The sequence below is a fragment of the uncultured Roseobacter sp. genome (assembly GCF_947501835.1).
GTDB lineage: Bacteria > Pseudomonadota > Alphaproteobacteria > Rhodobacterales > Rhodobacteraceae > Roseobacter.
Genome location: NZ_CANMXR010000002.1, coordinates 377575 through 389929, shown reverse-complemented (window position 1 = coordinate 389929; position 12355 = coordinate 377575). Strand labels below are relative to the sequence as shown.

Genomic DNA, 12355 nt, shown 5'->3' with positions numbered 1-12355 from the left:
GCCCATATCGTTGTGCCGCATCGCAGAACCGCAAGCTGTTGTGGTGTCAGGCAAATTGATGTGGAAAACGAAAAGAGCCAGTGCTAGACTGGCTCTCAAGACAGGGTGGCGGAAAGGTTACGCAGTCCCTTTGCAACGGTTCTCATGCGGGTTCGAATCCCGTCCCTGCCTCACAAGCCCTGCTCGCGCGGGGCTTATTTCATTGAAATGATAGGACATAACAGATTGCGATTCAATGAATTTTTTCAATAGGTTACACGAATTCGAAAAGGACTCTTTTTTCAAGGACTTACGCCCTCAAACCACATCAAGTTGTCCTAAAATTTCCTCCCAATACTATATCTGGTGCGATTCGCGTTATTTGCCAACCAAAATAACGGAAACAGCTAGTTTCCTGCGGCAGCCCGCCACAGCCGACCCTCATGCATGACAAAGCCCTTTTGCTTTTGTGTCCAGAGGCAGATGTAAACCCGCCTGTAGACCTGTTTGTAGTCCATATGCGGCTTTCTGGCGTTCACTGACTTGGCAATCTTTGCGCCTGTCTGCGGCCCCTCTCTGAGGGCTTCCAGCACCATCCGGCGCAGTTCGCCCTTTCGGAAGTCTTTGGGCGTCTTGCGGGGCATGTTGAGCGCCATAGGTTCCGCGCCGTACATGCGCAGCAGTGCGTCCACATTCTCCAATCCGTCACGCTCATCGCGGACAATTTCCTGCCGGATGAAATGCAGAGTATCAATTACAGTTTTGGGCTTTAGCGGGCGGAAATATCTACGTGTCATGAGGATTCATTACCAGAATCCAATGTGTTATGCTTGGTGCGTTTGATACATAAGGCCGCACATCTGCCACCGGGAAATTCACGCGACGCTGAGCGAAGCTGAATTGGCGCGGGACTATGCGACCGTCACTGCCCTGCGCGCGCATCCAAGACTGGCCAAATTCATCGCCTGGGTCGCCAAGAGACCGCCCGGTTTCCACTCAAAAGTGCCCGGCAAACGCAGAAAGACCTGATGCTGATGGGGGCGGTTCATCACAAGCTGTCAGGCGGATTTTCAGGACGACCCGGCACACATGCGTTTGATGTCCTGCGCCAGCGCTGCCTCGGCTGCAACCGTATCGGCGGTCAGATCGCGGGCGTGCGCCAGGATCTCATCTGCGGGCATGATCCGGTCGATCAGCCCAAACCGCAGCGCTTCTTCCGCCTCTATCTTCTGCCCGCCCATCAGGATCAGTTTCGTGCGCGCCGGACCGATCAACGCGGACATGCGCAGCGGATCACTGGGTTGCGGCAAAAAGCCCAGCTTCATCACCGGATAGAAAAACTTGGCGTGGGGCGGTGCAATTCGGATGTCGCAGGCCAGCGCCATGCCCATCGCGCCGCCCGCAAGCGTGCCGTTCAGGGCTGCGATGGACAGCCCCGGCAGATCGGCGACAGCCGCAGAGAGCTCCTCCCAAAGCGGTGAGGTCGCCAGACCGGCGCGCGCCGCGTCCAGATCCGCCCCGGCACTGAACACACGGCCCACACCTGTCAGGAGGACCGCGCGGGCGGCACGTGCTGCCTGCATTGCCGCGATCAGATCTTGCAACATCGCTTCGGTCAGCGCATTCGCCTTGTCCGGGCGGTTCAGGGTGACCGTCCAGACATCCCCCTCACGATCCAGATCGATCATATGAGGCCGACCTTTCGGCGGATGTCTTCATCGCGCAGGGAAATCTCCTGCCCGCACCACGCGTCCGCCTCTGGACCGCACATCCACAACAAGGCCCGCGCGGGCCAATCCGCCGGAATATGCACATCCCATTCCAGCTGGCTGACCGGATTGATACCGCTCGATTTGATCTCGCGCTGCATCTGCGTGGCCACCGTCCCCGGCGACAGGCCAATCGCGCGGATGCCCTGCGCGGCCTCCTCTTTGTCCAGGCAGCGGGTCAGCATGTTGGCCGCCGCCTTGGAGGCGCAATAATGGCTCCAGGCCTCGACCGGCCCATGTGCGGCCCCCGAACTGATGGTCAGAACCGACCCACCCCCGCGCGCCTTCATCACCGGCACCGCCGCCCGCATACCGTAAAAGACACCCTTGAGGTTGATGTCGATCACATCCCCCCAGGCCTCCGGATCAGCCTCTGACAAATGCGCGATCGGCTCAATGACGCCTGCGTTGTTGATCAGCACATCGAGGCCCCCGAAGGTCTCGACGGTCGCATCTACCGAGGCCGCCATTTCCCGGCTGTTGGCCACGTTGCAGGGGATGGCAATGGCCTGTTCGCCGATCTCACCGGCCAGATCGGCAATATCCTTCTGACCACGCGCCACCAGGGCGACATTTGCACCGGCACCCGCAAACACCCGTGCGGTCTCTGCGCCGATCCCACGGCTGGCGCCGGTGATCAATACTGTCTTTCCCGTCATATCCATGTGCTGCACTCCCTGAGGCTGTTGCCTTGTGGTAATCTGCCACGCAGCCTTGGTCCAGACCCGGTTCCCCTTGACCATTGGCAGGCCTTGCCTGACGATGCGCGCAGACGCTGTTCATAAGGATTTACACATGTCATTTTTTAACCATCGCTTCACAGCAGCAACTGTGTTGGCCATGTCCACCGCATCGACCGCTTATGCGGACGTCAGCGCGCAGGATGTCTGGACCGACTGGAAGTCCTACTTTGAAGGCCTTGGCTACGGCGTGTCGGCCTCGGAGGCACAGTCCGGCGACACTCTGACCATTACCGATCTGACAATCGATATTCCACAAACCGAGGACATGGGCGCGTCATCCATGCGGCTGGATCAGGTGGCCTTCAGCGAAAACGCGGATGGCACGGTCAGCGTCGTTTTCCCTGAGGTGATGCCTTTTGCGATGCAGGTGACAGGCGAGGAAGGCGAGGTCGCCGATGTTGAGCTGGAAGTGCGCCATACCGGCATGGTTTCCACGGTTTCGGGCGTGCCGACGGAAATGACGAATGCCTATACGGCACAGACAGTCGAAGTCATCATGACCGGCCTGACCGTCGACGGCGAAGTGCAAAGCCCTGACATGGCGCTGGTCAAACTGGCGATGCAGGGCCTCTCCGGCACAACGAAAACAACCATCGGCGGCAAGCGCGTCTATGACCAGAGCATGCAGGCTGGCGACGTGACCTACGATCTGGCCTTTGCTGACCCCGAAGGCTCGGGCAACGCCAAGATGAACGGTCGCATCGATGGTCTGAACTTCACCGGCTCCAGCGCCTTCCCGCTGGTGAAAATTGACACGGGCGATGTCTCTTCGCTGTTGGCGGCGGGCGTGACCGGTGAAGGCACCTTCAACTACACCGGGGGCGCATCGGATATTTCCGTGGAAGAAAACGGTGCATCGGCGTTTTCTGCGACGACCACCTCCAATGGTGGCTCGCTCGATGTCGCATTGGGTGAGGATGGCCTGAACTACGCTGGTGATCAGAAAAACCTGCAGGTTGCCATGATGTCTCCGGATTTTCCGGTGCCGATCGAGTTTGACATGGTCGATGCCCGGTTCAATTTGGCGATGCCGCTGCAGAAAACCGAGGAGATGAAGGATTTCGCCTTTGGCTTTGCGTTCAATGATTTCTCGATGTCCGACATGTTGTGGGGCATGTTTGATCCGAACGCACAGCTGCCCCGTGATCCGGCGACCATCGTACTGGATCTGACCGGCAAGGCACGGATGCTCTTTGATTTTCTGGATCCGTCAGCCGCAACGGTGTCGGGTGACCCGAACATCACGCCCGCCGAAGTGGAAGAGGTCAACATCAACAGATTGCAGGTCAAGGCGGCTGGCGCCGAGCTGACCGGAGAGGGCGCGTTCCGGTTTGACAACGCGGCACCGGGTGGTGCGCTGAAGCCAATCGGCGCCGCAGACCTGTCGCTGGTCGGGGGTAACAAGCTGATCGACTCGCTGGTTGCCATGGGTCTGCTGCCCGAAGATCAGGCGATGGGCGCGCGCATGATGCTCGGCCTGCTGGCGGTGCCGGGCAATGCGCCGGACACCTTGAATTCGCGGATCGAGACCAATGAACAGGGCCATATTCTGGCCAATGGTCAGCGTATTCAGTAGCCAACACCAAAGGCGCGTGAGAATGAAGGGGCGCACAACAGGCGCCCCTTTTTACGTACCACCCTTGCAGCGCGGCGAGCACACAGCTACCTGAGGTGCAATTGCTTTGGAGCACAGCCTATGACGCAATCGCCGCAGATACTGACCGACCGCCTGTTGCATGCTGCCCGCAAGGCGGGTGCTGAAACGGCTGATGCGGTGGTGATGCAAGGCACATCGCTCAACATCGAGGTGCGCGCCGGAACGCTGGAGCATGCAGAACGCTCCGAGGGTATCGATCTTGGCCTGCGGGTTTTTGTTGGCCACAAAAGTGCGACGGTCTCGGCCTCAGATACGCGTGACGAGACAATTCAGGAAATGGCGGTGCGTGCCGTAGCCATGGCGCGCGAGGCACCTGACGATCAGTTTGCCGGGCTGGCATCCCCCGATCAACTGGTTGTCGACCCGCAGACCGCCGCGCTGGAACTCTATGATCCGAGCGCGGAGCCTTCGCCCGGCGACCTGCAGAACGATGCCGCCCGTGCCGAAGCTGCGGCCCTCGAAAACAAGGGGGTGACGCAGGTGCAATCGGCAAGCGCCGGATACTCCGCCCACACCGTGCATCTTGCCGCGACCAACGGGTTTTCGGATGGGTATCGCCGCACCAGCAGGGGGCTGTCCTGTGTCGCGATTGCGGGCACGGGCACCGCGATGGAACGGGACTACGACGGCGACAGCCGCATCTTTCAAAGCGACCTGCGCGACGCTGAAGATATTGGGAAATGTGCCGCCGAGCGTACCGTGGCAAGGCTGGACGCGCGCAAACCACCCACGGGCAGTTTCAACGTGCTCTTTGATGAGCGCGTGTCCTCAAGCCTGATCGGGCATCTTCTGGTCGCCATCAACGGCGCATCTATTGCCCGCGGTGCCTCGTGGCTACGTGACGCGATGGGGAGCGCGGTTTTGCCGGATCATCTGTCGCTTGTCGAAGATCCGCACCGCCCCCGCGCCTCCAGTTCGCGCCCCTTCGACGCCGAAGGTTTGCCGACGAACCGGCGCAATATCGTGGAAAATGGCATCCTCACCGGCTGGACCCTTGATCTGGCCACGGGGCGCAAGCTGGGCATGGCGTCGACGGGCAATGCCGCGCGCGGCACCTCCTCAGCCCCCTCGCCCACAACCTGGAATGTGGCGCTGACCCAGGGAGAGGCAAGCCGCGACGATCTTCTCCGGGATATGGGCACCGGCCTGCTGGTCACCTCAATGATCGGCTCGACGATCAACCCCAACACCGGGGATTATTCGCGCGGGGCGGCCGGGTTTTGGGTCGAAAACGGCCAGATCACCCATGCGATCAACGAATGCACCATCGCCGGAAACCTGCGGGACATGCTGCGCAATATTACCCCCGCGAACGACGCGCGCACGCACCTGAGCCGGGTGGTCCCGTCGCTTCTGGTGCCGGGAATGACCCTTGCAGGCAACTGATCTCGATCTGCTCACCGATGCCGCACGCCTTGCCGGCAAGGTCGCAACCAGTTTTGTCGGGAAAGGCGCGCGCAAGTGGGACAAGCCGGATGGCGCCGGACCGGTCACCGAAGCGGACCTGGCGGTCAATACCGCCCTCGAAAACGCCCTGCGCAGCGCGCGTCCCGACTATGGCTGGCTGTCTGAAGAGACCGAAGACACGCCCGAACGGCTGCGGCGCGAGACGGTTTTCATCATTGACCCCATCGACGGCACACGCAGTTTTGTGGATGGCTCCCGTACCTGGGCGCATTCCATCGCCATCGCGCATCAGGGTCAGATTACCGCAGCGGCGGTTTTCCTGCCCCTGCGCGACAAGCTCTATTCCGCAGCGCTGGGGCGCGGCGCATTTCACAACGGTGAGCGTATCACGGCCAGCGAGGCGGCTGATTTGAACGTTGCGGATATCCTGGCCACCAAGCCGGTCATGAACGCCGACCACTGGCCGGGTGGATTGCCCGGTTTCACGCGCGCGCACCGCCCTTCGCTTGCCTACCGGCTGGGTCTGGTTGCGGAGGCACGGTTTGACGGGATGCTGACCTTTCGACCAAGCTGGGAGTGGGACATTGCCGCCGGTGCGCTGATCGTGACCGAAGCGGGCGGCATCTGCACCGACAAAACCGGCGCGCCCCTGCGTTTCAACAACGAACAACCGAGGTTGAACGGCGTGATCGCCACGGGTCCGCGCCTGCATGAACATGTTCTCGGCGCGCTTGCACCCGCCTCACCGACGGCGTCTTGACCCGGACGCTCAGATACGCGACGTTCCGCCGACCCGGCTGACCAAAGGAAACTCCCATGACACAAAGGCTACACCTCGTCTTCGGCGGCGAACTTGTCGACCCCAGCAAAAATGTATTCAAGAATGTGGATGACATCCATGTTGTCGGGATTTTTCCGGATTACGCAACTGCCTTCAACGCCTGGAAATCAGAAGCCCAACGCACCGTGGACAATGCACATATGCGGTATTTCATCGCCCATCTGCACCGCCTGCGGGACGAAGAGGCCGAAGCGTCATCTACCGAAGAACTGGAGTAATACTTCATGGGCCGCTCCTTAGGACTGGCGGCCTATCGTGCGCTGTCTCGCAGATCGGCAAGCCGCCTGTTTGTGCCCAGCAGCGCACGGCCTGCAGGCGAGCTTGTCTGGATCCACGCGGCAGAGCCATCCAACCTTCTGGCCATTCAGGATCTGGCCGAACGGCTGCACACGGCGCGCAATGATCTGCATGTTCTGATCACGCTGCCGGACCGCGAAGCGCTGGAAAAAGTGCACACCAACATCGGCACGCAATCGACGATCTTCTACGAGGAAATCCCGTCGGAGCACCCCACCGCCATTGACGCCTTTCTGAAAAACTGGGCGCCCGACATGTGCATCTGGACCTGGGGGCGATTGCGCCCGAACCTGTTGTCGCAGACCCGCGAGGTGGGATGCCCCATGGCGCTGATCGATGCCGACACCGGCGGGTTTGACGGTCGCCGGGACCGCTGGCTGCCCGACCTCTCGCGCGAACTGCTCACCGGGTTCATTGCGGTCATGACACGGTCGGCCCAGGCGTTACAGCGGCTCGAAACTCTGGGTCTGCCGACAAGTCGCATCGAAATGACAAGGCCGCTTCAGGCCGGTGGGCAGGCGCTGCCCTGCGAGGACACCGATCTGACGGACATGACATCGTCGCTTGCCGGTCGCCCGGTGTGGCTGGCAACATCTGTCCAGCAGTCCGAGGGTCCGGTTGTGCTGGCCGCGCACCGCCATGCCTTGCGGTATTCGCACCGGCTGCTGTTGATCCTGCACCCGGCCAATCGAAATCTGACCTCCCAATTGGCACAGAACGCACGACAAGAAGGCTTCCGGGTATGTGATTGGGTCTCTGAGGGTGATCCGTCCGAAGCGACACAGGTGATGTTGGCCGAAGAAAGCGACGATCTGGGCCTGTTTTACCGGTTGGCACCTGTCTCCTTTTTGGGCAGCTCGCTCACATCCGGCCATGGCGGGTGCAATCCGTTTGATGCCGCCGCCCTCGGATCTGCGGTTTTATACGGGCCCAACGTGCGGCGCTTCATGCCGTTTTACACGCGACTGGCCAGTGCGGGTGCCGCGCGGATCGTGAATGACGCGCATTCGCTTGGCACCGCGGTGACCCGGCTGATTGCACCTGATCAGGCCGCCGCCATGGCCCATGCGGGCTGGGATGTGGTCAGCAGCGGGGCGGAACTGACCGACAAGGTTATCGATCTGGTGGAGACCACGCTGGACGAACGGGTGGAGCTGTCGCGTGCGGACACCTGACTTCTGGTTCACACCGCCAGACAGACCGTCGGGTTTGGCTCGGGTGCTCGCGCCGCTGGGCTGGCTTTACGCAAAAGGTACCGCGCGCCGTCTGGTGCGAGGGACCCCGTTGAAACTCGACATTCCGGTGGTCTGCGTGGGCAACATCAATGCAGGTGGTACCGGGAAAACGCCAACCGTGATCGCCGTGGTCGAGCGTCTGTCTGGCCGCTTCCACACACCGCATGTCGTCACCCGTGGATATGGGGGCCGCCTGAAAGGTCCCGTGCGCGTGGACCCCGCGCGGCACACTGCAGCGGATGTGGGCGACGAGCCATTGCTGCTCGCCGCCTTTGCCGAGGTCTGGGTGGCGGAGGATCGCGCCGCAGGGGGCAAGGCCGCGCAGGCAGAGGGCGCAACCGTCGTGATCCTAGACGATGGGTTCCAAAATCCTGCCTTGCACAAGGACATCAGCATCGTGGTTGCGGATGCGCAGCGCGGATTTGGCAATGGACGCTGCCTGCCCGCCGGTCCGTTGCGCGAACGCGTGGATGTGGGACTTGCCCGGGCAGATGTGCTCTTGACCCTCGGGGACGCCGCCGCGCAGGCCGCTTTTGATGCGCGAAATACCAAAATACCCATCCCGCATGTGCGTGGCGCCTTGGAGCCGCTGCAAACCGGGATGGATTGGAAGGGTGAGAAACTCGTGGCCTTTGCCGGGATCGGCCACCCCGAGAAGTTCTTTGCCACGCTGCGAGGGCTGGGCGCCAATGTCGTGCACGCCGAACCGCTGGAGGATCATCAACCGCTCACCACCGCGCTCATGGGCCGGTTGGAGGCGGATGCGCGGGCGCGTGGCGCGCAACTGGTCACCACGGAAAAAGATGCAGTGCGGCTGCCCAACGCCTTCCGCACCAAGGTCATTACCCTGCCGGTGCGGTTGCAATTTGCAGAAGACGATAACGCGCTCTTTGCCCGGCTGGACGCGGTGCCCGCGCCCTAGGCCCGGTTATTCGTCATGTTCGCCCAGTTTCGGGGCTGGCTTGTGCAAGGCCAATTCCGCATCCGAAAAAGTGAAGGGAGAGCGCACGCCGGGCACCCCCTCCAGGGCCACCTGCAGGCCCCGCGCCTGCACCTGCGGGTCGGCCATGACGTCACCCATATCGTTGATCGGACCGGCAGGCACGCCCTCGGCCTCGCAGGCCGCCAGCAGATCATCCCGCGTGCGCGCCTTTGTGGCCGCGGTCAGGCGCGAGATCATTTCCGCGCGATGGGCCAATCGGTCTTCGTTCTTCAAGAACTGCGGCGCGGTGATCATGTCATCCAGCCCCAGCAGCTTGCACAAGCGCCGATATTGGCCATCATTGCCGGTGGCGATGATGATGTGCCCGTCCAGGCAATCGAAAACCTGATAGGGGGCGAGGTTGATATGCGCGTTGCCCATGCGCTGCGGCGGATGGCCGGTGGTCAGATAGTTCATCGCCTGATTGGAGGTCACTGCAACCGCCACATCCATCAGGGACATATCGATATGCTGCCCACGTCCCGTCGTCTGGCGCTGATGCACCGCCGCCAGAATCGCGGTGGTCGCATAGACACCGGTCAGAATATCCGTGATGGCAATGCCGTATTTCTGCGGCTGTCCTTCCGGCTCACCGGTCAGGGACATCAGACCCGACATGCCCTGAATGATGAAATCATAACCTGCCCGCGGCGCATAGGGTCCGGTGTGCCCGAAACCCGTGATCGAGCAATAGATCAAGCGCGGAAAATGCTGCGCCAGGCTGGCATAGTCCAGCCCGTATTTGGCCAGACCGCCGGTTTTGAAATTCTCGATCAGAATATCCGCATCTGCCAGCAGGGTTTTGACCTTTTGCTGGCCTTCTTCGGTTCTGAAGTCCGCCGTCACGGAGCGTTTTCCGCGATTGGTCGAGTGGAAATAGGCGGCTGAAACATCCTCATCCCGTGTGATGAAGGGCGGGCCCCACTGGCGGGTGTCATCTCCCGCGACACTCTCTACTTTGGTGACGTCGCAGCCGAGATCAGACAGCGTTTGACCGGCCCAGGGGCCGGCCAACACACGCGCCAGTTCGACGACTTTCAGACCAGCAAGGGGTGCCGTCATTACTCCGCCGCGGCGTCGATCAGTGCCGCCATTTCGGAATAGGCCATGTTGGAATACTTCTGGCCGTTGATGACAAAGCTTGGTGTGCTGTCGACACCATCGGCCTCAGCGTTCTCCTGATACCAGGCCACCAGCGTGCGGGCATTGTCGCCATCCTGCAGGCAGGCTTCCATGGTGTCGCCGTTCAGCCCGGCCAAACGACCGATCTTTCGCAGCTCTTCGATGATGGCAGCAGGGTCCCCGGCACGCGACCATTCCGACTGACCGGCATAGATCAGGTCCGTCATGCCAAAGAATTTCTCCGGCGTGCCCGCGCAGCGCGCGATCATCGACGCCCAAAGGCCATAGCGGTCAAAATAGACCTCGCGGTAGACGAAGTTGATCTTGCCGGTATCGATGTAATCCGCCTTCAGCTGTTTGTAGGGGCCTGCGTGAAACGACGCGCAATGCGGGCAGGTGAAGGAGGCGTATTCGATCACGGTCACGGGCGCATCCGGGTTGCCCAGCGACATTTCCGCAATTGTGGAAGTATCGATATCGGCTTCTGTTTCCTGCGCGTTGGCGGCGCCAAGCGGGTCCACCGGCGTGACCGAAGACCCCGGTGACGTCACGAAATACGCCCCAATGCCCAACACAGCCACAGCGGCAGAAATAATCATCATACGCGACATGGGTTTTCCTTTTTCAACGGTTTGTCTTGTTCAGTATGTTTTCGCCGAGCCGCGCCAGGGCATCACGCAAACCGGCATCCCGCACCGGACTGGCGGTATCAGCGGCCTGTTGGCGGATAAGCGGGTCGATCACGTCCTCTTTTTCAGCCGGTTGTGCAGGCTCAAACGCTACCCGGCCTTCGGCAAATCCGGTTGCCGCCGTTTGCGTGATCCGCACCCGCGCGATGGCGTTATAGCCATAGACCGCGTTGACCTTGGCACGCATCTGTTCTTTTTGCATCTCCAGCATGGGCGCGTTGGCACCGGTCGTCAGCAGCGTCAGCGTCGCCCCCATGCCACCGCGGCCATAGCTGACCTCCACGGGGCGTGAGACCGCCGCAATATCCTGGCCCATGATCTCGGTCCACTGCGTCAGCAAGCGGCTTTGGGCGAATCCCCGGCTCTCCGACGCCGCCCTGATCCGGCCCGTCAGCAGACTGGCCGTGCGCTTGAAACCTTTTGTACTGGCACGTCGAGGTGGCATCGCTATCTTTCAGTGAAACAGTTGCTGTATCTTACCGAATTGGGGCCTCAGCAACCAGATAAAGCCACAGGACGATTATAAACATTGCGTGAGATGCCTCAAAACCCCGTGACGCTGAGCGACGAATTGCTGACGTGGTACGATGTCCATGCCCGCCGCATGACCTGGCGTGTCCCGCCGCAGGATCGCAAGGCCGGGCATGTGCCCGATCCCTATCGCGTCTGGCTCTCTGAGGTCATGTTGCAGCAGACAACCGTGGTGACCGTCAAAGACTACTTTGAGCGGTTCACAACTCGGTGGCCAACGGTGGCGGATCTCGCGGCTGCGCGCGATGCCGATGTGATGGGCGAATGGGCGGGCCTTGGGTATTATGCCCGCGCCCGCAATCTGCTGAAATGCGCACGGCAGGTGGTTGCGGAGCATGAGGGTTGCTTTCCCGCCGATCACGCCGCCTTGCTGAAGCTGCCCGGGATTGGCCCCTATACCGCTGCCGCGATCTCCTCGATCGCCTTTGATCTGCCCCACGCGGTGCTGGATGGGAACGTCGAACGTGTGATGGCCCGGTTGCACGACATTCACACACCCTTGCCGGAAGCAAAACCGGAGTTGATGGCGGAGGCGGCACGCCTGACCCCGCCCAAACGCCCCGGTGATTATGCGCAGGCCGTCATGGATCTGGGGGCCACGATCTGCACGCCAAAATCACCCGCTTGCGGCATCTGTCCCTGGCGTGATCCCTGCGTGGCCCGTGCACGAGGCACCACGCAGGAGTTACCAAAGAAGACACCGAAAAAAGCCAAACCGACGCGACACGGTATCGTTTATCTGGGGCGCCGCGATGACGGCGCGTGGCTTTTGGAAACGCGTCCGGAAAAGGGGTTACTCGGCGGCATGCTGGGCTGGCCGGGATCGGATTGGGTGGACGTAAAGGAAGACGTGCCAGACACCGACCCCCCCGCAACAGCAGATTGGCAGAAACTACCCGCGGAGGTGCGCCATACGTTTACCCATTTCCACCTGACGCTCACAATCTACGGCGCCCGCATGGGGAATAACGCCAAGGCTGATCGCGGGGCCTTCCTGCCCCGGCCGGAATTCCGCCCCTCGGATCTGCCAACGGTCATGCGCAAGGCGTTTGATCTGGCAAGCGGAGAGATTTGAGCGCGGCGTCACGCTTGGATGCGGACGC

Annotated in this window: 13 protein-coding genes, 1 tRNA gene and 1 pseudogene; 9 read left to right on the top strand and 6 right to left on the bottom strand. The window is 61.3% G+C overall.

Features of this window, described 5'->3' with window-relative positions; all coding sequences use genetic code 11:
* Nucleotides 1-99: 99 nt before the first annotated feature.
* A tRNA-Ala gene (locus tag Q1A20_RS05805) sits at nucleotides 100-171 on the top strand.
* A 215-nt stretch (nucleotides 172-386) separates the two neighbouring features.
* On the opposite strand, the gene Q1A20_RS05800 is transcribed toward Q1A20_RS05805, so the two are convergent.
* On the bottom strand, nucleotides 387-776 hold the full coding sequence (locus tag Q1A20_RS05800; RefSeq protein WP_299916299.1) for a hypothetical protein: 390 nt from the start codon (nucleotides 774-776) through the stop codon (nucleotides 387-389).
* Between the two features lie 61 nt (nucleotides 777-837).
* Between Q1A20_RS05800 and Q1A20_RS05795 the strand changes: the two are divergent.
* A pseudogene (locus tag Q1A20_RS05795) lies at nucleotides 838-1008 on the top strand (HNH endonuclease); the annotation flags it as partial.
* A gap of 41 nt (nucleotides 1009-1049) precedes the next feature.
* Here the strand turns inward: Q1A20_RS05795 and Q1A20_RS05790 are convergent.
* Nucleotides 1050-1667: an enoyl-CoA hydratase/isomerase family protein gene (locus Q1A20_RS05790; protein ID WP_299401048.1), complete on the bottom strand. Its 618-nt coding sequence runs from the start codon at nucleotides 1665-1667 to the stop codon at nucleotides 1050-1052.
* On the bottom strand, nucleotides 1664-2413 hold the full coding sequence (locus Q1A20_RS05785; protein ID WP_299401050.1) for an SDR family oxidoreductase: 750 nt from the start codon (nucleotides 2411-2413) through the stop codon (nucleotides 1664-1666). The genes Q1A20_RS05790 and Q1A20_RS05785 overlap by 4 nt, the downstream gene beginning before the upstream one ends.
* Nucleotides 2414-2543: 130 nt before the next feature.
* Between Q1A20_RS05785 and Q1A20_RS05780 the strand changes: the two genes are divergently transcribed.
* From Q1A20_RS05780 to lpxK, 6 genes are all read left to right on the top strand, one after another.
* On the top strand, nucleotides 2544-4067 hold the full coding sequence (locus tag Q1A20_RS05780; protein ID WP_299401053.1) for a DUF2125 domain-containing protein: 1524 nt from the start codon (nucleotides 2544-2546) through the stop codon (nucleotides 4065-4067).
* A 120-nt stretch (nucleotides 4068-4187) separates the two neighbouring features.
* Nucleotides 4188-5534 (top strand): TldD/PmbA family protein, encoded by a 1347-nt coding sequence (locus Q1A20_RS05775; RefSeq protein ID WP_299401056.1) that lies wholly within the window; start codon nucleotides 4188-4190, stop codon nucleotides 5532-5534.
* On the top strand, nucleotides 5521-6315 hold the full coding sequence (locus Q1A20_RS05770) for a 3'(2'),5'-bisphosphate nucleotidase CysQ (protein ID WP_299916296.1): 795 nt from the start codon (nucleotides 5521-5523) through the stop codon (nucleotides 6313-6315). The genes Q1A20_RS05775 and Q1A20_RS05770 overlap by 14 nt, the downstream gene beginning before the upstream one ends.
* Nucleotides 6316-6371: 56 nt before the next feature.
* On the top strand, nucleotides 6372-6614 hold the full coding sequence (locus tag Q1A20_RS05765; RefSeq protein WP_298968552.1) for a DUF4170 domain-containing protein: 243 nt from the start codon (nucleotides 6372-6374) through the stop codon (nucleotides 6612-6614).
* 6 nt (nucleotides 6615-6620) lie between these two features.
* Nucleotides 6621-7868 (top strand): glycosyltransferase N-terminal domain-containing protein, encoded by a 1248-nt coding sequence (locus Q1A20_RS05760; RefSeq protein WP_298968554.1) that lies wholly within the window; start codon nucleotides 6621-6623, stop codon nucleotides 7866-7868.
* Nucleotides 7855-8850: a tetraacyldisaccharide 4'-kinase gene (lpxK, locus tag Q1A20_RS05755; RefSeq protein WP_299916294.1), complete on the top strand. Its 996-nt coding sequence runs from the start codon at nucleotides 7855-7857 to the stop codon at nucleotides 8848-8850. Before Q1A20_RS05760 ends, lpxK begins: the two co-directional genes overlap by 14 nt.
* 6 nt (nucleotides 8851-8856) lie before the next feature.
* On the opposite strand, the gene Q1A20_RS05750 is transcribed toward lpxK, so the two are convergent.
* From Q1A20_RS05750 to Q1A20_RS05740, 3 genes are read right to left on the bottom strand one after another with little or no spacing between them, the layout of a single operon-like run.
* A complete protein-coding gene (locus Q1A20_RS05750; RefSeq protein ID WP_299401066.1) occupies nucleotides 8857-9972 on the bottom strand; it encodes a CaiB/BaiF CoA-transferase family protein in 1116 nt (371 codons plus the stop codon).
* A complete protein-coding gene (locus Q1A20_RS05745) occupies nucleotides 9972-10643 on the bottom strand; it encodes a DsbA family protein (protein ID WP_299401068.1) in 672 nt (223 codons plus the stop codon). Before Q1A20_RS05745 ends, Q1A20_RS05750 begins: the two co-directional genes overlap by 1 nt.
* A 13-nt stretch (nucleotides 10644-10656) precedes the next feature.
* Nucleotides 10657-11166, bottom strand: a complete 510-nt coding sequence (locus tag Q1A20_RS05740) for a DUF721 domain-containing protein (protein WP_299630396.1) — start codon at nucleotides 11164-11166, stop codon at nucleotides 10657-10659.
* 93 nt (nucleotides 11167-11259) lie between these two features.
* Between Q1A20_RS05740 and mutY the strand changes: the two genes are divergently transcribed.
* Nucleotides 11260-12327 (top strand): A/G-specific adenine glycosylase, encoded by a 1068-nt coding sequence (gene mutY / locus Q1A20_RS05735; RefSeq protein WP_299916292.1) that lies wholly within the window; start codon nucleotides 11260-11262, stop codon nucleotides 12325-12327.
* Nucleotides 12328-12355 lie beyond the last annotated feature (28 nt).